Origin of the sequence: uncultured Pelagibacterium sp. (assembly GCF_963972885.1) — a bacterium.
Taxonomy (GTDB): domain Bacteria; phylum Pseudomonadota; class Alphaproteobacteria; order Rhizobiales; family Devosiaceae; genus Pelagibacterium; species Pelagibacterium nitratireducens.
The window spans coordinates 1-23,376 of record NZ_CAXAXY010000021.1; the positions used below are offsets into that span (position 1 = coordinate 1).

General features: G+C 62.0%; 22 protein-coding genes. 6 read left to right on the forward strand and 16 right to left on the reverse strand.

Annotation, left to right across the window (positions count from 1 at the left end; translation table 11 throughout):
- Both AACZ55_RS05660 and AACZ55_RS05665 read right to left on the reverse strand, forming a co-directional pair.
- A partial coding sequence (locus tag AACZ55_RS05660; RefSeq protein WP_339644045.1) for a homoserine O-succinyltransferase occupies positions 1-540 on the reverse strand: 540 nt, incomplete at its 3' end.
- Positions 541-583: 43 nt separating this feature from the next.
- Positions 584-1,462, reverse strand: coding sequence for an ATPase (locus AACZ55_RS05665; RefSeq protein ID WP_339644048.1), 879 nt, complete (start codon positions 1,460-1,462; stop codon positions 584-586).
- Between the two features lie 506 nt (positions 1,463-1,968).
- On the opposite strand from AACZ55_RS05665, the gene AACZ55_RS05670 reads away from it, so the two are divergent.
- The 3 genes from AACZ55_RS05670 (at position 1,969) to AACZ55_RS05680 (ending at position 7,049) form a co-directional block, all read left to right on the forward strand.
- On the forward strand, positions 1,969-3,588 hold the full coding sequence (locus tag AACZ55_RS05670; RefSeq protein WP_338610095.1) for a flagellar hook-basal body complex protein: 1,620 nt from the start codon (positions 1,969-1,971) through the stop codon (positions 3,586-3,588).
- Between the two features lie 158 nt (positions 3,589-3,746).
- A complete protein-coding gene (gene flgK, locus AACZ55_RS05675) occupies positions 3,747-5,576 on the forward strand; it encodes a flagellar hook-associated protein FlgK (protein WP_339644052.1) in 1,830 nt (609 codons plus the stop codon).
- 6 nt (positions 5,577-5,582) lie between these two features.
- On the forward strand, positions 5,583-7,049 hold the full coding sequence (locus tag AACZ55_RS05680) for a hypothetical protein (protein WP_339644055.1): 1,467 nt from the start codon (positions 5,583-5,585) through the stop codon (positions 7,047-7,049).
- A gap of 77 nt (positions 7,050-7,126) precedes the next feature.
- Here the strand turns inward: AACZ55_RS05680 and flaF are convergent, their stop codons facing one another.
- From flaF to AACZ55_RS05720, 8 genes are all read right to left on the reverse strand, one after another.
- Entirely contained in the window at positions 7,127-7,495 is a 369-nt protein-coding gene (flaF, locus tag AACZ55_RS05685; protein ID WP_338610100.1) for a flagellar biosynthesis regulator FlaF, read from the reverse strand.
- Positions 7,428-7,871 (reverse strand): flagellar biosynthesis repressor FlbT, encoded by a 444-nt coding sequence (gene flbT / locus AACZ55_RS05690; RefSeq protein ID WP_339644059.1) that lies wholly within the window; start codon positions 7,869-7,871, stop codon positions 7,428-7,430. The genes flaF and flbT overlap by 68 nt, the downstream gene beginning before the upstream one ends.
- 121 nt (positions 7,872-7,992) lie before the next feature.
- Positions 7,993-9,522, reverse strand: coding sequence for a flagellin (locus AACZ55_RS05695; RefSeq protein WP_339644062.1), 1,530 nt, complete (start codon positions 9,520-9,522; stop codon positions 7,993-7,995).
- A 175-nt stretch (positions 9,523-9,697) separates the two neighbouring features.
- Entirely contained in the window at positions 9,698-11,218 is a 1,521-nt protein-coding gene (locus AACZ55_RS05700) for a flagellin (protein WP_339644065.1), read from the reverse strand.
- Positions 11,219-11,354: 136 nt separating this feature from the next.
- The gene (locus AACZ55_RS05705; protein ID WP_339644067.1) at positions 11,355-11,705 is read right to left on the reverse strand and encodes a hypothetical protein; all 351 of its coding nucleotides are present in this window, start codon (positions 11,703-11,705) and stop codon (positions 11,355-11,357) included.
- 130 nt (positions 11,706-11,835) lie between these two features.
- Complete coding sequence (locus AACZ55_RS05710; protein WP_338610110.1) at positions 11,836-12,303, reverse strand: hypothetical protein; 468 nt, start codon at positions 12,301-12,303, stop codon at positions 11,836-11,838.
- Positions 12,300-12,617 (reverse strand): rod-binding protein, encoded by a 318-nt coding sequence (locus tag AACZ55_RS05715; RefSeq protein ID WP_338610112.1) that lies wholly within the window; start codon positions 12,615-12,617, stop codon positions 12,300-12,302. Before AACZ55_RS05715 ends, AACZ55_RS05710 begins: the two co-directional genes overlap by 4 nt.
- On the reverse strand, positions 12,617-13,741 hold the full coding sequence (locus AACZ55_RS05720) for a flagellar basal body P-ring protein FlgI (RefSeq protein WP_338610114.1): 1,125 nt from the start codon (positions 13,739-13,741) through the stop codon (positions 12,617-12,619). The genes AACZ55_RS05715 and AACZ55_RS05720 overlap by 1 nt, the downstream gene beginning before the upstream one ends.
- 262 nt (positions 13,742-14,003) lie before the next feature.
- Between AACZ55_RS05720 and AACZ55_RS05725 the strand changes: the two genes are divergently transcribed.
- Both AACZ55_RS05725 and dksA read left to right on the forward strand, forming a co-directional pair.
- Positions 14,004-14,420, forward strand: coding sequence for a flagellar assembly protein FliX (locus AACZ55_RS05725; RefSeq protein ID WP_339644072.1), 417 nt, complete (start codon positions 14,004-14,006; stop codon positions 14,418-14,420).
- Between the two features lie 123 nt (positions 14,421-14,543).
- Positions 14,544-14,963, forward strand: coding sequence for an RNA polymerase-binding protein DksA (dksA, locus tag AACZ55_RS05730; protein ID WP_338610117.1), 420 nt, complete (start codon positions 14,544-14,546; stop codon positions 14,961-14,963).
- Positions 14,964-15,030: 67 nt separating this feature from the next.
- Here dksA and AACZ55_RS05735 read toward each other — a convergent pair whose 3' ends face one another.
- Positions 15,031-16,611, reverse strand: coding sequence for an ABC-F family ATP-binding cassette domain-containing protein (locus AACZ55_RS05735; RefSeq protein WP_339644077.1), 1,581 nt, complete (start codon positions 16,609-16,611; stop codon positions 15,031-15,033).
- Between the two features lie 241 nt (positions 16,612-16,852).
- Here AACZ55_RS05735 and AACZ55_RS05740 point away from each other — a divergent pair, with 241 nt between their 5' ends.
- Entirely contained in the window at positions 16,853-17,815 is a 963-nt protein-coding gene (locus tag AACZ55_RS05740; protein ID WP_339644080.1) for a hypothetical protein, read from the forward strand.
- 163 nt (positions 17,816-17,978) lie between these two features.
- Here the strand turns inward: AACZ55_RS05740 and AACZ55_RS05745 are convergent, their stop codons facing one another.
- From AACZ55_RS05745 to flgF, 5 genes are all read right to left on the reverse strand, one after another.
- Complete coding sequence (locus AACZ55_RS05745) at positions 17,979-19,472, reverse strand: carboxypeptidase M32 (RefSeq protein WP_339644083.1); 1,494 nt, start codon at positions 19,470-19,472, stop codon at positions 17,979-17,981.
- Between the two features lie 361 nt (positions 19,473-19,833).
- Positions 19,834-20,574, reverse strand: a complete 741-nt coding sequence (flgH, locus tag AACZ55_RS05750) for a flagellar basal body L-ring protein FlgH (protein ID WP_339644085.1) — start codon at positions 20,572-20,574, stop codon at positions 19,834-19,836.
- A gap of 114 nt (positions 20,575-20,688) precedes the next feature.
- Positions 20,689-21,642 (reverse strand): flagellar basal body P-ring formation chaperone FlgA, encoded by a 954-nt coding sequence (flgA, locus tag AACZ55_RS05755; RefSeq protein ID WP_339644086.1) that lies wholly within the window; start codon positions 21,640-21,642, stop codon positions 20,689-20,691.
- Between the two features lie 25 nt (positions 21,643-21,667).
- Complete coding sequence (flgG, locus tag AACZ55_RS05760; RefSeq protein ID WP_338610125.1) at positions 21,668-22,453, reverse strand: flagellar basal-body rod protein FlgG; 786 nt, start codon at positions 22,451-22,453, stop codon at positions 21,668-21,670.
- 32 nt (positions 22,454-22,485) lie between these two features.
- Positions 22,486-23,229, reverse strand: coding sequence for a flagellar basal-body rod protein FlgF (gene flgF / locus AACZ55_RS05765; RefSeq protein WP_339644088.1), 744 nt, complete (start codon positions 23,227-23,229; stop codon positions 22,486-22,488).
- Positions 23,230-23,376 lie beyond the last annotated feature (147 nt).

Consider the following 23,376-nt stretch of genomic DNA (forward strand, 5'->3'; position numbering starts at 1 on the left):
CAGGAAGGGGTGGCGGGTGTCGAGCACCTTGTGGCGATAGACCCCGAACGCCTTTTGCTCCATGCGATAGCGCCTGACGCCGTGCAGGTGATGCAATGCGGCCTGGGCACCCCAGCAGATGAACATGGTGTGGTGGACGTTGGTCTGGGTCCAATCGATGATTTCGAGCATTTCGGGCCAGTAGCGCACGTCCTCGAACGGCATGTTGGCGATGGGGGCGCCGGTGACCACGAACCCGTCGAATTTTTTGGCCCGCACGTCCTCCCAGGTGGAATAGAAGTTCTGGAGATAATCCTCGGGCGTGCTTTTCGATAGCGGGTCGGCAACCCGGACCAGGGTGAGATCGATCTGGAGCGGGGTGGAGGCGATGAGGCGCGCGAACTGGGTTTCGGTGCGCTGCTTGTTGGGCATCAAATTGAGCAGGCCGAACTGGAGCGGGCGGATGTCCTGACGCGCCGAACGGGACTGGTCCATGACCACCACGCCCTCGGTTTCGAGCGTGACGCGGGCGGGAAGCTGGTCGGGAATGCGGATTGGCATTTTGGGATGTCTTTCAGTAAACTCTTATATAAGTGCAGTCCTATTATTCTGCGGCCACCGCCAGACGATTGGCGATGGCCCTGCACATGAGCTCCATGAAATCCTTTTCGTCGCGCACGTCGGAAAGCTCGGACGCGTCGACCTGATAGCCGAAATTGTCGGCCAGCGCCTGATAGCGCGGCAGCCGGTCGCGCAGCAGGGCCTCGAAGCCCCACACGCCGAAAGCGTCGGGATCGACGTCGTCATCGTGGGTGACGCCGTTTTCTCGCTTGAACTCGTCCCATTTGGCAACGAGGAAGTCGGGCGGGTAGTACATGGGTTTGGGGTTGGCCTTGTACCTGTCGATCAGGCGCTGGGCATCGCCCTCGGTGCCGCGCAGGTAGAGTAGGGCCGTGGTGTCGGTCAAAGCCTTGACCACGGGATCTTCTGGATTGTGCGGGTCGAGCACCTCGATCAGCGAACCGCCGGTGTCGCACAGGAAATCGTCATAACCGTAGAGCGCCTTGGCGCGCTCGATGAAATAGGGAACGTCGAGCAGGGCGTAGATTTCGGCCACGCGGTGCTGTTCCTGACGGCGCTGGTATTCGGAAAAGGTCAGCCCGCCCCTGGCCGGATTGCCCGGCGTGCCGAGATAGCTCGAAAGCGGATCGAGATTGTCGAAGGAAATGTTGGACTGGATCGAGATCGAATCCGAGCGCAGCAGTTCGGCAAGGAAGGGCACCTTCATCGCCTCGCGCTTGAAATTGTCGACGATGTACTCGCCCATGTGCCGCGTGCCGATGCGGAAATCGACCGAGAAATGAAACCAGTCGGCCCGGCGCACGATGTTGCCCAACCGCGTCTTGCCCACGCCGGCCATGCCGAAGACCGTGACGGCCTTGCGGGGGAGCGCGCGGAATTGATCGGGGCTGGAAAAGAGCATGGGGCTGGTCCGGTCAAAGTCAAGAAAATCAGAACATGCTGCTTAGATTTTTATGGCGCGGGCGTCCAGTCATTCGCTGGTCTGCCCTCAACCTCGGCCTGCCACCCCGGACTTGATGCGGGGGCCAGGGCACTCCCGCCCCGGGAGAGAAATCACCAACGCTGGTGAGTACTGGATCCCGGGTCTTCGCCCGGGATGACAGTGGTGGGGAGGCGGGAGGATGATGGTGGCGGGGAGGCAGCGAGGGTGGCGGGGCGTGTATGGAACGAGGGTGGCGGGGGCGCATGGCAGCGGAGGGTGAGGGAAAAATTTGCCGGGTGGGCGGCTGAAATTTCCCGATGATGTGCTTTCGACGGTCGTCGGTATCGAAGAAAATCCAGCAAAATCAAGGGTTCCGGAGTCTGGCACTTCTCTTGCATCACCTGTTTGCGAATGCGCGTGCTTGGCGTGCACATGTTTGGGCTGTCGCGATCCCGGTTGGGGTTGCTCGTACGACGGAGAGTAAAATGGGTATCTATGGGGCATTGTCGACGGCCGTTACGGGCATGGCGGCGCAGTCGTTCGCGCTCGAGAACATTTCGGGCAACATCGCCAACTCGCAAACCACCGGCTACAAGCGCATGGAAACCGGGTTCATCGACCTTATCCCCGATGCGGCGGTCGGCCGGCAGAAGCCCGGCGCGGTTCTGTCCTATTCGCGCTCTACAAACGATGTGCGCGGCGACATCATCACGTCCTCGACCGGTACCCATGTCGCGCTGAACGGGTCGGGGTTTTTCGTTGTCGCGGAAAAGACCGGTACGTCCGATGGCAATTCCGTGTTCGGCGATGCGAGCTATTATACCCGTCGCGGCGATTTCGAGATGGATCGCGAAGGGTTTTTGCGCAATGGCGCGGGCTATTATCTCAAGGGCGTGCCCATCGATACCACGACGGGCAACGTTGCGGGTTCGGTGCCCGAAATGGTGCAGGTTTCCAACGGGCTGATCCCGGCCAAGGCGACCCAGCGCATCGTTTACGAGGTCAACCTGCCCGATACTCCCGCCGTGGGGCTGGCCGCCGATTTCGCCACGACGCTTTCGTCCGCCGGCGACATGGACGGCACCGAGACGCTTCAGGGCGCAGCGCCGGGCCTGGGATGGGCGGGCGGCGACCAGTTCACGATTTCGGTCGGGGGCGGGGCGGTCGAGACGTTCGTGGAGGGCGTGGACGGGACCACGGTCCAGGACTTGATCGATTGGGTCAACTCCTCGGTTCCCGGTGCGACGGCGTCTCTGGACTCCGAAGGGCGCCTGCAGATCACCGCCGAAAACACCAACCATAACATTGTCATTGGCGGTACCGGCACCATCGCCGGCGTTGCCTCTCAGCCGGTCCCCGACGCGCCAGAGACCAATTCCGACTTCGTCGGGCGCTCGGTCGAAGGCGGGGCGATCACGGTCTATGCCCCCAATGGTGCGTCGGTGAACGTGCAGATGCGCTGGGGCAAGGTTTCCAACGAGCCCGATACCTGGCGCCTCTATTACATGAGCGACGGCGAGCCCCAGACATGGTCGGAAGTTCCCGATGGTGAATTCACCTTCGAGGATGGCGTGCTTCAGACGCAGGGCGGCGCTTCGGTGTCTCTGACAGAGCCACTGCGACTGAACCTTCCGAACCTTACCATCAACGGGACCGAGGTGGGTGATGTCGAGATCGACCTCGGTTCGGGCGGACTGACCCAGTTCGACAACGCCAATGGCCGGGCCGCCGTCTCGACGCTCAACCAGAACGGGTACCCCGCCGGTTCGTTCATGTCGGTTGCCATCAACGACAGTGGCCGGGTGGTCGCCACCTATTCCAATGGCGAGCAGATCGAAATCTTCCAGCTTGTCACGGCCAATTTCAACGCCGAGAACCAGTTGAAACGCCTTGATGGCGGCATCTATTCGGCCACGGCCGCGTCGGGCGAAGCAATCCTTTCCACCGATGGCGGTATCACCGGCGGTGCTCTTGAATCGTCCAACACCGACATCTCCGAAGAGTTCACCAAGCTGATCGTGACCCAGCAGGCCTATTCGGCGGGTACCCGCATCGTCTCGACGGCTGACGAGATGCTGCAAGAAGCCCTTAACATGATCCGATGACTGATTGGGTGAGGGTGGGCTGCAAATGGCTATTTCCTGCGCTTCCGGTGCTCACGTACAAAAAGTACGCTCCGCTCCGGTTCTCGGAAACAACCATTTTCGCCGCACCCTCACCCAAACAGCGCCGTGCCACTGGCCTTTAAGACGGAGTTGATGCGATGGGATTGAGTTCGACGCTATCGAATGCACTGGGCGGCATGAATGCCGGCCAGCGGGGCATCGATGTCGTTTCGCGCAACATCGCCAATCAGGGAACGCCGGGCTATCACCGGCAGTCCATCGTCATCGAGGAAACCGCCTATGGGACGAGCGCGCAGGTTCGCGCCTCGACCCTGTCGCGGGCGTTCAACGAAGCGCTGGAAAAGCAGCATCTGGTGGCCGTTTCATCGGCCAGCTATCACGATGTGCGCACAAGCTTTCTCGACCGGATGCAGATGCATCTGGGCAAGCCGGGCGATGCCAATTCGCTCGATACGCTCTATGGCGGGCTGGAAAACGCGCTGCAGGCGCTGGTCACCAACCCCAATGACGTAACGACACGGGCCGGCGTGCTCAACGCCGCTCAGCAGATCGTTGGGCAGCTCAACACCCTGACCGGCGCGGTCCAGGAGATGCGGGTCGAGGCCGAGCAGCAGATTTCCAACAGCGTGTCCGAGCTCAACCGGCAGCTTACGGCGCTGGCCGATGTCAATGTGCGCATTCTCGACATCTCCCAGGATCAGCAGGCGCGGCTTTCGCTGATGGACGAGCGCGACCGCCTGGTCGCCTCGATTTCCGAGCTGGTCGACGTGCGGGCCACATACCGGACCGACGGCACCGTGGCGCTGATGACCGAAAGCGGGGTGGGCATTCTCGACGTCGAGGCCTCCCAGTTCGGGTTCCGCTCGGGGGGCGGGCTCAATTCAAGTTCGCTGTTCGATCCCGACCCGGCCAAGAACGGGGTGGGGGAATTGACCCTGCGCACCCCTTCGGGGCTGCAGATCGACCTGGCCGGGCAGCAATTGCTGTCTTCGGGGCGCATCGCGGGACTTCTGGAGCTGCGCGACACGACGCTGGTCAACATGCAGGACCAGCTCGACGAGATTGCCGCGGGCCTGTCCCAGGCGATGAACACCGTCACCACGGTGGCACAGCCTGACGAACTGACGCCCGATCTCTACGAACTCGATCTTTCCGGCATGCAATCGGGCAATTCGCTTGCCCTGACCTATAATGACGGCACGACCGACCGTTCCGTTCGGATCGTGGCGATGGGCGATGCGGCCAATCTGCCGCTCGCTACGCCCAACGCCAAGGGCGAGCGGGTTATCGGGGTCGATATCTCGGGCGGCGATCCGGCTGCGGCGATCGCCGCGGCGCTGGCGGGCGAATTGCCGGGAACGGCGGTCATCGGCGATGCCGGCGGCGTTCTGTCCATCGACAGTGCCGACATGCGCGCCATGTCCTCCCAGATCAGCGTGACCGGAACGCAGGACGGTGCGGGCGCGCTCAATCTCTTCGTCGATACCCGCGACCAGTCGTTTACCAATTCGCTCGATGGCAATGGCCAGAAGCGCGGGTTTGCCGGGCGGATTGCAATCAACACGGCGCTGATCTCCGATCCGGCCCAGCTTGTGCAGTATGCGAGCGGGGTATCGCTGGGGGACGCGACACGGCCGGAATTCCTGCTCGACAATCTCAAATCGATGGAATTTGTCTCCGACAAGATGACCGCGCTTTCCGATGGCGGGGTGCGGCTTTCGGGCAAGGTCACCGATCTCATCGGCCAGATGATAAATCATCAGGGCAATGTGGTTTCCAAGGCCCAGTCGGAAAGTTCGGCTGTCAGCTATACGTTGCAATCGATCACCACGCGCATGAGCGCCGAGTATGGCGTGAACGTGGATGAAGAGATGGCGCGGCTGATGCAACTCCAGAACGCCTATTCGGCAAGCGCACGCGTGGTTTCGACGGTTCAGGAACTGATCGACGCCCTGCTGGCCATGTGAGGTCTCATGACGATCATCAACAAATCGCTCTATCCGGTGTCCTCGACGCTTTCGACCATATCCAAGATGAGCAAGCAGTTCGAGAACCTCCAGCTGCAACTGGCGACGGGCAACCGCTACAACACGCTGGCCGAGATGGGCAGCGACCGCGTCCACGACATCAATCTGCGCAACCGCTTGTCGCGGATCGAGGGCTATCAGGCCAATATCCTGACCGTCGAGAACCGGATGAGCTTTTACACCAACGGGCTGGAGCGGCTCGACGAGATCGAAGGGTCGGCCCGGGACCTGGCGGTGCCCAACGCCTATGGCACCGACGGAATCAATCTCACCAACGCCCGCAACCAGGCCACCAATCTGCTCAAGGAGGTCATCGACGTCCTCAATACAGATATCACGGGGCAGTTCATTTTCGGGGGCAACAAGTCCGATACCAAGCCGGTGTCGAGCTTTGAGGACATCATGAACGGGCCGAACGGGTTCGTGCGCTACACCGAGAACCGCAACAGCGAGGATATGGGAACCGTGGCGGGCAATTCGGGTCGGATCGATCAGGCGCTGGCGGCCGATACGATCACGCTGACCGAAGATGGCGACCATGATTTCGGGTTCAAGATCGCTTCGGTGACCACCACGGGAACCGCGATAACCGGCACCGCTGCGCCGGTCGATCCGCTGCAGCCCGATGCCGAACAGGTCGCCACGATCACCGCGGGCGGCGTGCCGGCAAAGGGCGATACGGTCACCATCGGGGTCACCTTTCCCCATGACCGCGAGACCGTCCAATATCTGACGTTTACGGCGACCGATACCGATCCGGTGCCCGAAGGCGGCTTTGCCATCGGGGCGGATGCCGACGAGACAGCGGCCAATCTCGATGCGGCGATTGCCGGCAAGCTCGAAAATCTGACCAAGACGGACCTGCGCTCGTCCTCGACCTATGCGGCGGCGGACGGGTTCTTCAACGGCATGGGCGAGACCCAGGATCCCAACGCCAATGCCTGGTACAACGGGCAGGACAGCACCAATCCGCGCCAGACGGTCTCGGCCAATATCGACGAGAGCACCAAGACCCAATATGGCGTGCAGGCCAATGAAAAGGGGTTTGTGGAGCTCATCAAGGGACTGGCCGTGTTCTCGGTTTCAGAGCTGTCTCCGCTCGATGAGGAAAATGCGGGGCGCTACGATGCGCTTGTCGATATCCAGCGCTCGCGGCTGTCGGAAGACAACAATGCCCAGACCGGAGCAATCGAAGTCATCACCATGGAGCTGGGCATCGCCGCTTCGACGGTCAACACCGTCAAGGAGCGCCATTCCCAATATGGGGCGCAGCTCGAAACGATGCTGGCGGAAATTTCCGAAGCGCCCAAGGAAGAGGTGGCGATGATGCTGCTGACGCTGCAGACCCAGCTTCAGGCGAGCTATCAGGCCACGGCGATGGCCAGCCAGCTTTCGCTGGTGAACTACCTTTAAGAGCGCGTCGTGAGCGGATGCAAAAACAAAGCCCCGGCATCGACCGGGGCTTTTTCATTTCAGTGATGGGCGCCGGTTCAGCCTTTGCTGCGCAGGCCGGCTGAAATCTGGCGATTGATGTTGATGAGCGCGTCGAGCTTGGCGGGGTCGGCGCCAGCGAGCAGCTCATAGGTCTGGCCCATGACGAAGATGCCGAGATTGGCGATGTTCTGGCGGATGGGTTGGGGGAGGGGGCTGTCGTCCCTGGTCACGGCCTGAACGAAGATGGACCAGACCTTGCGGTTCTTGTTGAGGGTTTCTTCGAGCTGGTCGTAATGCTCGGGCCAGGTGTCGCGGATGTTTTGCAAACGGGAAGCAAGACGGGCCAGAAGGTTGGCCTCAAGATCTCTGGGACTCGCCGTTTGTTGCGCGGTCCTTTGATACGCGAGTGCCCCCTGATGTTGCATTGCCCAGCAACTCCCCTTCGTATTCGATAAGCTTTTTTGCAGCCCTGAGAGCTTTGTAGAGATCGCCGGTTAATATCTCATTATTTATGGCGTCGATATAAGGCAAAGTGGACGGCGCGGCGCGGACCATTTCATTGATGAGTTCGAAATAGCTCTTGGTGAGCTTGTCGACATTTCCTTCCACATACATGATCTGGATGGCCAGATAGATGGCCTTGGCGGGTGTATCGGCGGTGGCTGCGGACAGAATGTCCTTTTCGCGCAGAATGGGAGCCTTGCCCTCGATGAACAGGCGGGTGCGCTGGTCGGAATTGGTGATCACGCAGCTTCCAACGATCAGTTTTTCGCCGGGTTTGAGCTCGACCTTGAGCGCCATGATTCGTATCCCCTTCAAATTTGGGGTGATTATGAAGAGGGGTGGGACAAAAGAAAAGGGCGGGCCTTCTGGCCCGCCCTTTTCCGCAATGGTTGCCCCCGTTCTGGGAGCCGTCAGTTCATTAGAACAGACGCAGCACGGCCTGATCGGCCTGCGAAGCCATCGACAGAGCGGTCGAGGACAGCTGCTGACGGGTCTGCAGGGCCAGAAGGTTGGCGGCTTCCTCATTGGCATCGGCCAGGGTGAGGTTGGACGCGCCGGTTTCCAGCGTATTGATCATGTTCTTGGTGAAGTTCTGACGGTTTTCGACGACCGACAGGTTCGAACCGAAGGACGAGGACTGAGCGCGGACTTCGTTGATCGCGGTCTTCACATCGGCCAGAACGTTGTCGATGTTGGTGTCGCTGTCGAGGTCAGAGGCTTCGAGCGTGGTCGGAACACCCAGATTGCCCGAGTTGATGGTCTCGCCACCTTCGGTCTGAATGTTGATTTCCGACGTGCCGGTCTCGTTGAAGGTGATCTGCAGATTGTCGCCACGCAGCAGGTTGATACCGTTGAACGAAGCATCGTCTGCAATCTTGTCGAGCTGATCGCGCAGTTCGTTGAACTGGTCGGCCAGGCCGGCGCGGACAGTATTGCCTTCGATGGTGTTGGCACCCGAAGACGTGCCGTCAAGGGCACCGTCTGCCGAGACACCATCGACGCTCAGATCCTGGGTCGACTGGTTTTCAATGCGAAGCTTGCCGTTGTCGTTGGACGCGCGAATAGCACCATTGAGTGTGGCGTTGTTGTTGATCTCGGAAACGAGTTCATCAACGGTCTTGGTATCGCCGCCGTCTGCAGCACCGGCAACTGTCGTCAGGGTGTCGAGGCCGCTGTCAGTGGTTGCGATATCGTTCGTGGTGCCGTTGCCAACAGCCAAGGTGGTGATGGCGATCGAGGAGTCCGCGCCCGCAGAGTTGGACGTGATGGCGAGGTTGCCACCGTCATTGGATGCAGTGGCCGCGATATCGGCTGCGTCCAGTTTTGCCTGGACCACCGCAGCGAGTTCATCGACACTATCGATGGTGTTATCGCCATTACCGATGGCCGCTACGTCGGCCTGCTCGATGGTGATTGGTTCCGCTGCTGCACCGTCCACGGCGATATTAAAGCTCAGCGAGTCGCCAGCTTCATCAAATTGCATGGCTGCGAACGTACCGGCACCGGTCTGCGAGCCAGACACGGCCTTGGTCAGATTGACTTCGACCGGGGTATCGCCAACGGCACCGCCCGAAAAGTCGATCGTTTCACCGGAAGCGAAGGATGCATCATCGGCAATCGTATAGGACGCGGTCTGGAAAGACTTGTCCTGACGGGCCTGACGCAGGGTCGACTGCATCGATTCGAGGGTTTTGGTGATTGCGGTAAGGCCGTTATCGGCGGCTTCCAGGGTCTGAATGCCGTTGGCCATGCCGTCCAGAAGGGCGTTCATGTCGCCGGCGCGAGAGTTCAAACCGGAAGAAGTGAAGAAGTTGGTGGGGTTGTCCAGAGCCGAGTTGACCTTCTTGCCGGTCGCCAGACGGTTCTGGGTCGTCGACATCATGTCAGCGGTGTTCTGGAGGGAGAGCAGGTTGGTGCGTACGGCGCTCGAAAGCGTTACGTCAGACATATGGAAATCCCCTTCTAGGATTTATGCAATTTCAGAGCGCCTCTTCCTGAGACGACTGGCCAGACACTGTGCGATATCTTCTAAAGAACGGTTAAAGCGCGCTGGTGCATCCGACATACACGCATAAAAAAAGGCGAGCCGAGGCCCGCCTTGTTCATCTCCAATGTCGGTGCGGTTAGCCGAACAGGCGCAGAACCGCCTGATCGGCCTGGCTGGCAAGGCTGAGCGCGGTCTGGGAGAGCTGCTGGCGGGTCTGCAGCGCCAGAAGGTTGGCGCCTTCCTCGTTGGTATCGGCGAGGGTGAGATTGGCCGCTCCGGTTTCCAGCGTATTGATCATGCGCTTGGTGAAATCCTCGCGGTTCTGGACCACCGAAAGGGTCGAACCGAGATCGGATGCCTGGGCCCGCACCTCGTTGAGCGCGTTCTGCAGGTTGGCAAGCTGGGCATCGATATCATCGTTGAGGTCGAGATCTTCGGGGCTGAGCTCGAGCAGGCCCAGATTGGCCACGTTGATGGCGCGGGGCTCGCCCTTGGCATTTTTTGCCTGAATTTCGATGGTTGACGTGCCCGATTCGTTGAAGACGATCTTGAGCTGGTCGCCGCGCAGGAGGTTGACGCCGTTGAACGAGGCGTCTTCCGAGAGCCGGTCGAGTTCGGTGCGCAGATCGTTGAACTGACGGGCAAGGCTGGAGCGGACGTCGTTGCCCTCGATTTCGGACTCGCCGATCCCGCCGGTCATTTCGCCATTGGTGAGCCCGGTCAGGGTGAGTGGGCTGGTCGACTGGTTCTCGATGCGCAGTTTGCCGTTGTCATTGGATGCGCGCACGAACCCGTCCAGATCGGCGTTGGCATTGATGGCGGTCACCATGTCGTCGACGGTGCGGGCGCGGGTGCCGATCGATGTGCCTGTTCCGTTGGCAATACCCGTGGTGCCTGCGGTGGCGGTTTCGGCAAAGTTGGAAATCTCGATACCGGCGCTGCTGCTGCCGGCGAAGGCGTCGGTTGTGAGCACCAGATCGCCGCCATCGACAGTCGCGGCGGCGGCGATGCCAGCGTTGTCGAGCTTTGCGTTGATGATTGCCGCAATTTCGTCGGCGGTCACAGCCGTGGGATCGGCGACGGCGCCGGGCGAGGTGATATCGGCATTGGTGACGGAAATGGCGACCGGGTCGCCGCCGTGCACGGCGATATCGAATCCGACCGCATCGCCCGCACCGGAAAGATCGACCCCGGCCGGGGTGTAGGCGCCGGCGGCGAGTTCGGAGCGCGATGCGGTCAGGTCGACGTCGAAATCGGTCCCATCGGGCAGGGCGCCCCCGGCAAAATTGAGCACTTCGGTGCCGACGGGCGCGGCCGCCATGTTGAGCGTGTAGCTTTCGGTCTTGAACGAATTGTCCTGCCGGGCCTGACGCAATGTCGATTGCATCGACTCTATCTGCTTGGTGATCGCCGACAGACCGTTGTCGGCTGCCTCGATGGTGCGGATGCCGTTGCTCATGGCGTCGAGCAGGGTGCCAATGTCGGCAGCGCGCCCGTTCAGCGATGCTGCAGTGAAGAAGTTTGTCGGGTTATCCAGGGCCGAATTGACCTTCTTGCCCGTTGCCAGACGCTCCTGGGTGGAGTCCATCATCTTGGCTGTGTTTTGAAGGTGCAGAAGGTTGGAACGTACCGCCTTCGATAGCGTCACATCAGACATGGCCAAAACCCCCGTCGTCGCTTGGTATGATCAGAATCACTCCCTGTTAGGAGCGCGTTAACCATACAGTGCGATGCCAAGTGCTACTGAATGGTTAACAAAGTCTGATCGTTAAGGGGTAAATTTACCTTTTGCGCTAGACGGAGCGGTCGCGCAGCGTGAGGCTCGAGTGTGGCGGTTGCCAGGGGGCGGACCGCAGAACCAGGGCGGCTCCGGGCTCGGTTCCGGTGTTGACCAGGGTCGATGCGATCAGGCTCGTCTCGAGCAGGGTAGCCGACGAGACAGTGCCCTCAAGCGCTTGATTATCCTGAGGATTTTTCCGACTCTGGCGGTTGGGCGTCGGGCGTTTGGGCAGGGGCTGGCCAAGGCTTGCGCCAGCGGAATCGCGGATGCGATGGGGCGGTGGCGCCGAGGGCCGTTCAGCCGGTCGTGCGACGGCTGCTGCGATCCCCAACGGGCCTTGCTGTGGTGGGATGAACCCTGTCACCTGTTAACCATTCCCCTGACCGATGCGGCAAAAACTGCCGGGCAGAATGTGCCGCAAAGGCTCTCGGGCGGATTAAGCAGGGGTGTGGTGTTTTATGAAAATCGTATCATTTCGGAATGTTCGGCCGCGATCACAGCGCCCGGTTGATCGAAAGGCCCTTCATGGATTCAGCCGAAGGCTTGGGGGACTGGCCGGCGGCGCCGTAGGTCTTGGGCTTGGCCGTGTTGCCGGCGGCGCGGGCCACGTCCGAGAGCAGGTTTTCGGTCACGGTGCGGGCGGTGGCCAGGACGCGAAGGTTTTCGGCCATCTGGGTGGCCAGCGCCTCATGGCCCCGGCGCAGGGCGTCGATGCGGATGGGGGCCTCGGCCTTCAGGCGCGGCGCGGCGCGCTGGATGGCGCGGGCCAGCGTCACGTAGTCCTGAGCAAGCTGGGTCTTTTCACCGGTGAGCGCCGTGGCCTCGCGCACATGGCCGGCCCGCAAATAGGTGGTTTCGCGGTTCATGACCTCGACCAGGGCACCGAGCGCGGTTTCTGCGCGGGCGCAAAGGGATTCTGCGTCCAGAGATTCAAGCGCCATGAGGCGATCGGCGGCGGTCATTGTGTGTAAGCTCCCATGGATGACAGGTGAGGCGCGCTTTGCTGTGCGGCCTGTGTTTCGATAAGGGCGGCGACCATCTGGTCGGCAATGCCGATGCCGCCGGCCTGGGCCATTTCGGCCGCGTATTGTTCGCTCATCATGCCGCGCCAGGTTTCCTCGGCGTAACCGCCGCCAAACATGGAGTCGGTTTCCAGCCCTTTGAACATTTCGGAAACGAGGGTGTTCAAAAACACGCCTTCGAGTTCGGACGCCTTTTCGCGCAGATCGGCGTAGCCGGGCAGGGACTGGTAAGCGGGGTTGAGGGTAACGGCCATCAGATCACCTCGATTTCGGCCTGCAGCGCGCCGGACGCCTTGATGGCCTGCAGGATGGCGATCAGATCGCGCGGAGAGATGCCCAGGGTATTGAGCCCGTCGACAAGCTGCTGCAGCGAGATCGATTCCGGAACCACGGCAAGCTGGGTGCCGTCTTCGTTGACGTTGATCTGCGTGCGCGGCTCGACTGCGGTCACCCCGTCGGTGAAGGGTTCGGGCTGTACGATCTCGGGGTTTTCGGCAATCGAGATGGTCAGATTGGCGTGCGCTATGGCGACCGAGGACACCCGCACGTCGCGACCGATGACGATGATGCCCGAGTTTTCGTTGATGACGATGCGGGCCGCCTGATCGGTCTGGATCACCAATTGTTCGATGTCGGTGAGAAGATCGACGATATTGCCGTTGAAATTGTTGGGCAGGGAGACCCGTACATTGGCCGGATCGGTGGGGATGGCGACGGGTAGGCCGATCAGATCGTTGATGGCCAGCGCGATGCGGCGCGAGGTGGTGAGATCGGGGTTGCGCAGCGAGAGGCGCACCGAGTGCTGGGCGCCGAGCGCGAAATTGATCTCGCGCTCGATCAGGGCGCCCGAGGAGACCATGCCGGTGGTGGGCACGCCCGAAACCACTGTCGCGGCCTCGCCCTGGGCCGAAAAGCCGTTGATGAGCACCGGGCCCTGGGCAATGGCATAGGCCTCGCCATCGGCGCCAAGCAGGGGCGTGACCAAAAGCGTGCCGCCCTGGAGCGAGGACGCATCGCCCATGGCCGCGACCGAAACGTCGAGGCGCGAGCCTTGCGTGGAAAAGGGCGGCAGATTGGCGGTGACCATCACGGCGGCAACATTTGCCGTGCGCATCGTCTCGCCGCGGGTGTTGACCCCCATGCGCTCGAGCATGGCGATCATCGACTGGCGGGTGAAGGGCGAATTGTTGAGGCTGTCGCCGGTGCCGTTGAGGCCCACGACCAGCCCGTAGCCGATCAACTGGTTGTCGCGCACGCCCTCGATCTGGACGATATCCTTGATGCGGGCCGGTGCGGCAAGCACCGGAAGCGTCCCGGTGATCGCCAGTGCGGCGGCGAGGGCGATTGCCAATGTGGTGCGAAACAAACCTGTTTTCATTTTCGTCCGATTCCCCGTTTCCGGGCGGCGTGCCCTCGTCCCCACGATGGCGTGCCGCTGTTCACGGGTAATAGAGCGAAAAGCGTGCCAAGCACGGGCACTTCCTGTTAATCGATTGTTTTTGTTGGAAATTATCTGAATTGATGGTTCGCGATACGGCTGGCGATGGGCAGTGTTTGCCGGGCCGTTAAGGGTAAATTAACCCCTCTGGGCAAAATCTGCCGGTTAGCAATCGATTAACCACGAGCCAATCGGGCCAGACATGCGGATCGACGGAACAGGGCGGATCATCACCACGAACCGGCCGGGTACCGCTGCGAAATCGTCCGGGCCTGCATTCCAGATCGAATCGGGGCAGGGTTCGGGCCGCAGCGCCCAGACCTCGGCGCCGATCGCGGCGGGCGGGATCGATGCGCTGCTGGCGCTGCAGGCGGCGGACGATGCGACCACCGGGCGCCGCAAGGCGGTCAAGCGCGCCAACTCCCTGCTCGACATGCTCGAAGACATTCAGGCCGATCTTTTGATCGGGCAGGTCGGGGAAGGACGGCTCAACCGGGCCATCTCCCTGCTGCAGCAGGCCAAGGCGCAGATCGATCCGGAGCTCGAGGCCATCGTGGCCGATATCGAATTGCGGGTGCGGGTCGAACTCGCCAAGCTGGGACGCTATCCCGAAACCTGATGCTGTGACCCGTTTGCGGCACCTCACGGTGTTGTTAACGAGCCGGTCACTTTCCGTTTGCCCGATAAGTTTGACCCCACTATATAAGCGGCGACCTGTTGCCAAGGGGAGTGAGTCTTAACGATGTCGGTCGAGGCCCTTGCTGACGACTACCGTCCTTCCGAGGACGAAGAGTTCATGAATGCGCGTCAGCGCGAGTATTTCCGCAAGAAGCTCAATGCCTGGAAGGACGAGATTCTCCGCGAAAGTCGCGAGACTCTCGAGAACCTGCAGGAAGAAAGCACCAACCACCCCGATATGGCTGACCGGGCGTCCTCGGAAAGCGATCGTGCGCTCGAATTGCGCACCCGCGACCGCCAGCGCAAGCTGATCGCCAAGATCGATTCGGCGCTCAAGCGGATCGAGGACGGTTCGTACGGCTTTTGCGAGGAGACCGGCGAGCCGATCGGTCTGGCCCGGCTCGACGCCCGTCCCATCGCGACCTTGAGTCTGGAGGCCCAGGAGATGCACGAGCGGCGCGAGAAGGTTTATCGCGACGACTGATCGCTGAATCTTTTGAATCGTTTGCGGCGGCCCGTTGAAGGAAAACTTCAGCGGGCCGTTTGCCGTTTCAGGCCAATGCCATCTCCCGCGTGATGGCTATGGCGTCGAGGAAGGGGCGGTCGTGGCTGACGACGAGCAGGGCGCCGTCATAGCCGCGCAGGCCGGCTTCTACCGCCTCGATGGATTCGAGGTCGAGGTGGTTGGTCGGTTCGTCCAGGATCAGCAATTGCGGCGGGGCTGCGGTGCCCAGAACGCAGGCGAGGCCGGCGCGCAGGGTTTCGCCGCCCGAGAGCGATGCGGTCATTTTCAGCGCGGCGTCGGCGCGGAATTTGAAGCGGGCCAAAGCGGAGCGACAGGCTTGCTCGTCGGACGCCGGATTGAGGGCGAGGAAATTGTCGCGCACCGTCTTTTGCGGGTCCAGGACGGACACCTGCTGGTCGAGCAGGGCGTGGGGGACGTGCACACTGACAGCCCCGGCGAACGGTTCGAGAGTGCCGGTAACGAGGCGGAGAAGAGTGGTCTTGCCCGACCCGTTCGGGCCGGTGATTGCCACGCGCTCGGGGCCGGCGATGGCGAGAGAGACATCCTTGAGGACCGGGGCAGCCGGATCGTAGCCGGCTGAAATGGCGTCGAGGGTCAGCACCTTTTTTCCGGCGGGCAGACCGGTTGGCGGCATTGCTATGGTAACGTGCTGGAGTACTTCGATTTTGTCGCGGGCCGCCTGAGCGTCCGATTCCGCCTGCTGCCGTAAACGGCTGGCAAGACGGGCGTTTTCGCCCGCCGAATTTTCGGCGGCGCTCTTGCGTCCGTTGAGGAGAATTTTCGGCAGATCGCCCTTGGAACGTTTGCGCTTGCCTGCGGCATCGGATTTCTGCTGGCGCTCGCGGGTCAGCTGGGCCTTTTTTTCCACCTGGGCCGTGCGCTTTTCGGCGCTGGCCAGATCGTGTTCGGCGGCGGCCAGCTCGATGGCTTTGCGTTCGCGATAGAAAGAATAATTGCCGCCATAGGTCGTGGCGCCCAGGCTGGTCAGTTCCACAATGGCGTCCATGGTTTCGAGCAATTCGCGGTCATGGCTGACCACAACGGCGCCGCCGCGCCATTTGGCCAGAAGATCGATGACCGCATCGCGGCCATCGCGATCGAGATTGTTGGTGGGTTCGTCGAGCAGCAGGAAATCGGGATCGGCGAACACCAGCGCAGCCAGCATGGCGCGGGTGCGCTGGCCGCCCGAGAGGGTTTCGAGCGCGGTATCGGCGGCGGCGGGCAGGGCAAAGCGGGCGAGGGCTTCATCGAGCCGGGCTTCGATCGTCCAGTCGGCATCGGCCAACTCGTCGGCGCTTGCCGTCCCGGCTGCGGCGCGGGCGAGAATGTCGATCTGGACGGTGGCGCCGAACAGATCGGCAATGGTTTCGCCCGGGCCGGGCTTAAGCGACTGGCGCAGAAACCCGATGGTGCCATCGATGGTGACGCTGCCCGATTGCGGGACCAGCGCGCCGGTGATCAGCCCCAGGATCGTCGACTTGCCCACACCGTTGCGGCCCACAAGGCCGGTGCGCTGGCGGGAGAAGGCGAGATCGAGATCGGAGAAAAGCTGCGTGCCGTCAGGCGTTGAAAAGCTTAAGCGCGATAGCGTGATGTGTGCGGGCATAGATGGATTCCGTTCCGAGGCAATTGCGGTTTGCTGTCGGAAGAAAATCCATTTGGGCACACATCCTGTTGGAGCGTTTCGGCGCTTCTTGGAATCGCCGAAATGCTCCAAGTCTTTGTTGGTCGCGCTTCCGAACCGGATAAGTGGAGCCCACTTATCCTGGAAGCACTCCTGTTGCAGTTCGGCGCCAAATTAATCGCTAAACACCACAAGTCAAGCCGCGCAGGTTGACAGGAAAGCCATGCTGACGCTTTCTGGTGCCATGGGCTCGAAAACATTTTTCACGACGATCACGATTGCGCTTACGGCGGCTTTTGCCACCGGGGCGTCCGCGATGGATATATCGGTCGGCTCGCAGGTGCGGCTGAGCGCGGGGTATCTTTCGCTCAATCACGACGCGTCCCATCTCACGCCACCGGGCAGTTCGGGGATGGCGAGCTATGGCGAGCCCACCTCGATCCTGAGCTATGAGCCGCTCTATCAGGCCGATATCGAATTTTCTCTCACCGGGCGCGGAGAGGAAGGCTGGTTCGATCTGATCGCTGCGTTCCCCATCGCGGCGGGCGGTACGTTCGGGGATCGCGACTACGAGGCGGGGCAGGCGCTTTATTCGGAAACCTTCAGCGACATCACCCTTGAAAATGGCGGCAGTGTCGCGCTGCGGTACGGATTGCCGACCGATGGGACGCTGGTCTGGAACGATATGGTCGTGCGCCCCTATCTGACCGGCGGGTTTGGGCTGGAGCGCTATGGCATGGACGGATTGCGCTGCGGTGCTGCCTGTCCCAGCGGTCCGATTGCATCCAGCGTCACGGTGATCGGGCACGATCTGTTTTCGGCTTCGGCCGGGCTGGGCGTGTGGCTGGAAAATGAAATTTCGGAGGCCGAGACCATCGATCTGCGGTTCGAGGTCAATGGCGGCTATCTCGGGGTTACCGACAGCCATTATCTGCGGTTGGCGGATCTGGGGAGCGTGCCCAACATCTTTTACGATCTGGCCACGGTGGGCGGACTGGCCGAGGCCACCTATCGCTATGAAACCGAGCAGGGCGCCGAGCTTTCGGCCAGCGTCTTTGCCGGTGGACAACTGGGGCTGGGCGGGGTGACCTTCGGCAGCGCCGGCGGCCCGCAAACCGGGCCGCTCCGGGCGTGGTCGGTTGCGGGGCATGCGGGCATCAGCGTCGGGGCGAGTGTGCCGTTTTAGCGCGAACGGCGGCCGATCCTCTCTTTGTCGTCATCCCGGGCGAAGACCCAGGATCCAGTAACCGGCAGCGCTCAGGTTCCTTCACCAATGCAGAGTGTACTGGACCCCGGCTCAAGGCCGGGGTGACCGGGTGGGGAGTAGGGCGCGCAGCACTTGGGCGCTGCTACCCGTACCGCTTTTTGAGATGCGCGATGAAAATGTCGGGATCGAGGGTCGAGCCCGTGGCGCGTTCGATGAGGTCGGGGGTCGAATAGCGTGAGCCTTGCGACCAGATGTTGTCGCTGCGCCATTTGTTGACGCCGGAAAAGTCACCCTTTGCGATTTCATCGAGCACGTTGGGGCGGGCCTTTTCGATGGCCTGCCATTGCTGGGCGGCGAGCATGGCGCCCAGCGTGTAGCTGGGGAAATAGCCGAAGGCGCCGGCCGGCCAATGGACGTCCTGCATGGGGCCGTCCTTGGGATTTTCGATTGTCGAAAGCCCCAGATACTCGGTCATTTTTGCGTCCCAGGCCTCGGGCAGGTCGACCACTTCGAGATCGCCGCCGATCAGCGCCTGTTCGAGCTCGAAGCGCAAGATGATGTGGAGCGGGTAGGTCACCTCGTCGGCATCGACACGGATGAAGCCGCGTTCGACCTTGTTGACCTCGGCCACGACGTCCTCGATCTCCCAGCCCCTAAGCGCATCTTCACCGAGATGCTGGGACACGATGGGCATGGCCCAGCGCCAGAATTGGGGAGCATGGGCCAGCTGCTGTTCGACGAAAAGCGACTGGCTTTCGTGCATGGCCATGCCGCGCGCCTGACCGGCGGCCATATGCGAAAGATCCTTGGGCAGGCCCTGCTCGTACAGTGCGTGACCGGTTTCGTGCAGAACACCCATCAGGGCGGTGAGGAACTCGTCGGTTCTGTAGCGCGTGGTCATGCGCACATCGGTGGGCACGCCGCCGCAGAAGGGGTGGTGAGAGACGTCGAGCCGGCCATGGGTGAAATCGAACCCGAGCGCACCCATCATCGAAAGGCCCAGCTCGCGCTGTTTTTCGATCGGGAAGGGGCCCTCGACCGATTTGGCGGGGCGGCTGGCGTAGCGGCCTTGCTGCGCATCGAGCGCTTGGGGCACGAAATCGACAAGGAAGGCTTTGAGCTTTTCGAGCACCGGGGCGACATCGGCGACGCGGTTGCCGGGGTCGAACTGTTCCATCAGCGCGTCGTAAGGGGTGAGCCCCAGCACATCGGCGCGCATCTGCGCTTCCTCGCGGGCCAGCGCCACGACGCCTTCGAGGGCGGGGGCGAAATTTGCCCAATCGTTCTTGGCGCGCAGATCGCGCCAGAGCTGCTCGGAGCGTATTTCGGCCTGGGATTTGCGCACCACGAAATCGGCGGGCAGGCAGGTGGCGTTGGTGTAAACGCGCTTGAATTCGCGCACGGCGAGCTTCTGGTCGTCGGAGAGGTCTTCGGATTCGGCCTTTGCGATCCAGTCGCCGATCTGGGGCGCGGTCGCCGTTTCGTGACGCAGCCCGTAAAGGAAAGACACCGATTCCGCGCGCTTTTCACCGCCGCCGACCGGCATGTTGGTCGCCTCGTCCGCCGAGAGGATGGCGATAGCGTGCTCAATGGATTCGAGCTTGCGTCCGAGGGTTTCGAGATCGGCGTAGGACATGGGAGGCTCCGGGCAGATGAGTGTCGGCAGGGTTGTAGAGGATTTTGGCGGCGAGGGGGAGAGGGACTACGGAGAGGTTAGGGCTTACAGAGAGTACTGGATCCCGGCTCAAGGCCGGGATGACGGTGGTGGGGAGGTGAGGGGGGAAGAGAGATGAAAAAGGCGCTGCGGGGAGCAGCGCCTTTTGGGTCGGCCCAACGGGGAAGACGGGCCGGTTAACCGGCTGCCGCGAATTTGGGGAACGGCAGGCGGTTGGGGACTGAAGCGCCAGGGAGAAGGCGGCGCTGGGGATACTGGATCCCGGATCAAGTTCGGGATGACCGTGGAGGGTTGGGAGGCGTGGTGTGCCTCCCTTCCGGGGTTAGAACGGGAGGATGGCGTCGAGGATCTGCTGGCCGTAGCGGGGCTGCTGGACGTCGGTGATCTGGCCGCGACCACCGTAAGCGATGCGGGCTTCGGCGATCTTGGTGGAGGAAATCGTGTTGTCCGATCCGATATCCTCGGGCCGCACGATGCCGGCCACGATCAGGTCGCGGACCTCGAAATTGACGCGCACTTCCTGACGGCCTTCGATGACCAGATTGCCGTTGGGCAGCACCTGGGTCACGACGGCGGCGACCTGGGTGGTGACCCGTTCGGAGCGGTTGACTGAACCGTTGCCGGCGTTGGAGACGCCCGAATTGGTACCGATGGCGGCATCCGCGGAAACGTCGGCCGGGGCGACCGAGTTAAAGATCGAGCCCAGTGCGCCACCCAGCCCGGCTTCGTTGGACGAAGAGCGCGTGGCGGTGGTGGTGTTTCCGATCTGGGCGCGGTCGTCGATGGTGACGATAACAGTCAGAATGTCGCCGATCTTGGCGGCGCGCTGATCCTTGAAAAAGCCGCGTGCATCGGACGAAAACAGCGAATTGGGCTGGTAGGTCGCCGGCTCGGCGGCGGGCATGGGCATGGTGACCGGACGATAGCCGGCGGTGACCGTGGGATCGACGATGGGGGTCAGGGCCGGAGCCTGGCCGACATTGGCCAATCGGTCGGTGGTGGCGCAGGCGCCGAGCGTGGAAACGAGCAGCAGGCCCGTTGCGAGTTTGAGAAGTGCGTTCATTTCAAAATTCCCCGTAATTTTTCAGTGGTCGCGTTTCCGAACCGAAGAACCGGTATCGACTTCTTCTGGAAACGCTCCGGTGACCGAGACTTCCCCAAGTCCCGAGCGTGAAGATCAGAGCCCGGCGAGTTGCTGGGGGCCCGAATAGACCGTGACCGTGCCGTTCTGCGTGGCGACGCCCTGCAGAACCTTGTTGGTCATGGTGTTGAGCACGGATACCGGCTGGCTCAGGCTGGCGGAATTGAGCGCCTTGCCGGTTGTGGTGAGGGTGAGCGCGCCTTGCTGGAAGACGACGGTCACCGAATCGTTGCGCGAGATGATTTCGGGCGCGGCAATATCGGAGGGCTTGAGCATGACGCCTTCGCGGGTCTGGCGCTGCAGGGCCATGCCCATGATTTCCTCGTCGGACACCAGGCCGGTGGATTCGGCGTAGGCGAGTGGGACCATGCGCATTTCGATGTCGTCGGGCCCCAAAATCGTGCCCTGCGGCAGGGTGCGGGCGAGATGGGGCGCGGCGATCATCAACTGAATCTGGCCCGAAACGTCGAGCGGGCGATCGATGCCGGCCACCGCAAAGCGGGCGGAAAAGCTCGATGAACCGGGCATGTAGCGCAGGATGGTCAGCGCGGCGGGGGTTTCGGTGTTGGCGGCGATGAGATCGGGCAGGGGCGCGTCGAGCGCGATGTCCATGTCCATGCCGGCGGTGAGGATGCCACGCGATTGCAGATCCTGGGCGATCAGGTCCGAGAGCATCTCCTGGCGCACATCGATGCCGACGCGGGCCACCCGGATGCGGTCGAACCCGGCGGGCTCGAATGTCTCGATGCCGGCGGCCTGAACCGCCGAGGCGATGTCCTGGAGCGAGAGAATGCCCGATGTGCCGGGGGCCGGGGCGCGGAACACGGCGGTTTCGGCCATCAGTCCGGCGCCGTCGAACAGATCGCCCACGGTGACGATGGCGGCGTTGACGGTCACATCGCCGCGCAGCATCGGCTCGGCTTGCGCCGCGCCGGCCAGTGCGCCGAGGACGATTGCGATACCGGTGCGTTTGAGAAGTGAAGCAAACATCGTCGTTACCCCCTTTGTCAGGTGTTTAGCGAAGCTGGGCGGTGGCCTGGAGCATCTGGTCGGCGCCGGAGATGACGCGGGCATTCATTTCGTAGGCGCGCTGGGCCGAGATCAGATCGGCCATTTCGGTCACCGCGTTGACGTTGGCGCTTTCGAGATATCCCTGGAGGAGGTCGCCCATGCCCTCGGCGCCGGGCACCCCGATCTGGGCCTCGCCCGATGCGGCGGTTTCGAGAAAGAGATTGTCGCCCATCGATTCCAGGCCCGCCTTGTTGACGAAGCGCGCCATCTGGAACTGGCCAAGCTGAACCGGTTCGGTGCCGCCGTTAAAGAACCCCTCGACGATGCCGTCGCGGCTGATCGAAACCGAGGTGGCATCCTCGGGAATGATGATGCCGGGTTCGACCTCATAGCCGTCCACGGTCACCAGCATGCCGGTGGACGAGCGCTCGAAGGTGCCGTCGCGGGTGTAGGCGGTGCGCCCGTCGGGCATGTTGACGATGAAATAGCCCTCGCCGCGGATGGCGACGTCGTTTTCCTTTTCGGTGGGTGCCACATTGCCCTGGCTCATGATGCGGGCGGTGGCCGAAACCCTTACGCCCGAGCCGATCTCGATGCCGACGGGAACCTGCGTGCCCGCTTCCGAGGTCGATGCGCCGGCGCGGCGGTAGGACTGGTAGAGCAGATCCTGGAACTCGGCGCGCTGGCGCTTGAACCCGGTGGTGCGCATGTTGGCGATGTTGTTGGAGATGACTTCGACATTGCGCTCCTGGGCGGCCATGCCGGTCGATGCTATGTAGAGAGCTTTCATCGGTGTTGTCCTTATGTCGGTCGCTGGCTGGCTCAGGCCTGGGTATCGCCAAGCCGCTGGATCGCGGAACGGCGCAATTCGTCTTGCTTGTTCATGAGGTCGGCGAGCGAGGAATAGGCCCGCGTCACCCGGATCATTTCGGTCATTTCGCCAACGCCCGAGACGTTGGAGCGCTCGAGCGCGCCCTGGACGACGCGGGTGGTCGAAACCGCCAGCGGGGTGCCGCCGGCAAACATGGTGTCGCCTGTGCGGGTCAGTTCCTGGGGGTTTTCAAACTCGACGACTGCGAGGCTGCCCTTGTTGCCGGCGCTCGATGTGATTTCACCCTCGGCGGTTATGGCGATGTCGGTTTCCCCGGCGCCAAAGACGATGGGGTTGCCGCCATCGGAAAGCACCGGGAAGCCGTTCTGGGTGACGAGCACGCCGTCGGAATTGATTTCCATTGCGCCATTGCGGGTGTAGCGGGTGCCCTCGGGCGCCTCGACGGCCAGAAAGCCTTCGCCGGCAAGAGCGACGTCGAGCGGATTGCCGGTCTGGGTCATGGACCCTGCGGCGAGATCGTGCATGGTCGCCCAGTCCTGGACATAGGAAAGCTGCTGGCTGCCGCTGGGGAAACTGCGGTCGGAAGCGACCGGCATGACGTATTCCTCGAACAGGATCGCCTCGGCCTTGAAGCCGGTCGAATTGATGTTGGCCAGATTGTTGGCCACCACATCCATCTGCCGTTGCAGCGCCATCTGGCGCGAGAGGCCGATCAATTGCGCGTTCTCGATCATGCGCGTTTCCCCGTTAACATCTTTCGAGGGCCCTGCCTCCCCAGGCCGGGCGTCTCGCCAAAAGACAATGCAGGTGGCGTGCCAACTTCATAAATCGATATAAAACAACGGGTTAGATTGATCGGGTGTTATGGGCTTTGCGGTAAG

What these genes read in the sequence shown, in the direction of transcription:
- flgA (WP_339644086.1), bottom strand. Translation starts at nt 21,642, where the DNA reads ATGTTTGCTTCACTTCTCAAACGCACCGGTATCGCAATCGTCCTCGGC.
- AACZ55_RS05665 (WP_339644048.1), bottom strand. Translation starts at nt 1,462, where the DNA reads ATGCTCTTTTCCAGCCCCGATCAATTCCGCGCGCTCCCCCGCAAGGCC.
- flgK (WP_339644052.1), top strand. Translation starts at nt 3,747, where the DNA reads ATGGGATTGAGTTCGACGCTATCGAATGCACTGGGCGGCATGAATGCC.
- AACZ55_RS05700 (WP_339644065.1), bottom strand. Translation starts at nt 11,218, where the DNA reads ATGTCTGATGTGACGCTATCGAAGGCGGTACGTTCCAACCTTCTGCAC.
- AACZ55_RS05670 (WP_338610095.1), top strand. Translation starts at nt 1,969, where the DNA reads ATGGGTATCTATGGGGCATTGTCGACGGCCGTTACGGGCATGGCGGCG.
- flgF (WP_339644088.1), bottom strand. Translation starts at nt 23,229, where the DNA reads ATGATCGAGAACGCGCAATTGATCGGCCTCTCGCGCCAGATGGCGCTG.
- flgG (WP_338610125.1), bottom strand. Translation starts at nt 22,453, where the DNA reads ATGAAAGCTCTCTACATAGCATCGACCGGCATGGCCGCCCAGGAGCGC.
- AACZ55_RS05680 (WP_339644055.1), top strand. Translation starts at nt 5,583, where the DNA reads ATGACGATCATCAACAAATCGCTCTATCCGGTGTCCTCGACGCTTTCG.
- AACZ55_RS05735 (WP_339644077.1), bottom strand. Translation starts at nt 16,611, where the DNA reads ATGCCCGCACACATCACGCTATCGCGCTTAAGCTTTTCAACGCCTGAC.
- AACZ55_RS05740 (WP_339644080.1), top strand. Translation starts at nt 16,853, where the DNA reads ATGCTGACGCTTTCTGGTGCCATGGGCTCGAAAACATTTTTCACGACG.
- flaF (WP_338610100.1), bottom strand. Translation starts at nt 7,495, where the DNA reads ATGCAACATCAGGGGGCACTCGCGTATCAAAGGACCGCGCAACAAACG.
- dksA (WP_338610117.1), top strand. Translation starts at nt 14,544, where the DNA reads ATGTCGGTCGAGGCCCTTGCTGACGACTACCGTCCTTCCGAGGACGAA.
- AACZ55_RS05725 (WP_339644072.1), top strand. Translation starts at nt 14,004, where the DNA reads ATGCGGATCGACGGAACAGGGCGGATCATCACCACGAACCGGCCGGGT.
- AACZ55_RS05720 (WP_338610114.1), bottom strand. Translation starts at nt 13,741, where the DNA reads ATGAAAACAGGTTTGTTTCGCACCACATTGGCAATCGCCCTCGCCGCC.
- AACZ55_RS05710 (WP_338610110.1), bottom strand. Translation starts at nt 12,303, where the DNA reads ATGACCGCCGCCGATCGCCTCATGGCGCTTGAATCTCTGGACGCAGAA.
- flgH (WP_339644085.1), bottom strand. Translation starts at nt 20,574, where the DNA reads ATGAACGCACTTCTCAAACTCGCAACGGGCCTGCTGCTCGTTTCCACG.
- AACZ55_RS05715 (WP_338610112.1), bottom strand. Translation starts at nt 12,617, where the DNA reads ATGGCCGTTACCCTCAACCCCGCTTACCAGTCCCTGCCCGGCTACGCC.
- AACZ55_RS05745 (WP_339644083.1), bottom strand. Translation starts at nt 19,472, where the DNA reads ATGTCCTACGCCGATCTCGAAACCCTCGGACGCAAGCTCGAATCCATT.
- flbT (WP_339644059.1), bottom strand. Translation starts at nt 7,871, where the DNA reads ATGGCGCTCAAGGTCGAGCTCAAACCCGGCGAAAAACTGATCGTTGGA.
- AACZ55_RS05695 (WP_339644062.1), bottom strand. Translation starts at nt 9,522, where the DNA reads ATGTCTGACGTAACGCTTTCGAGCGCCGTACGCACCAACCTGCTCTCC.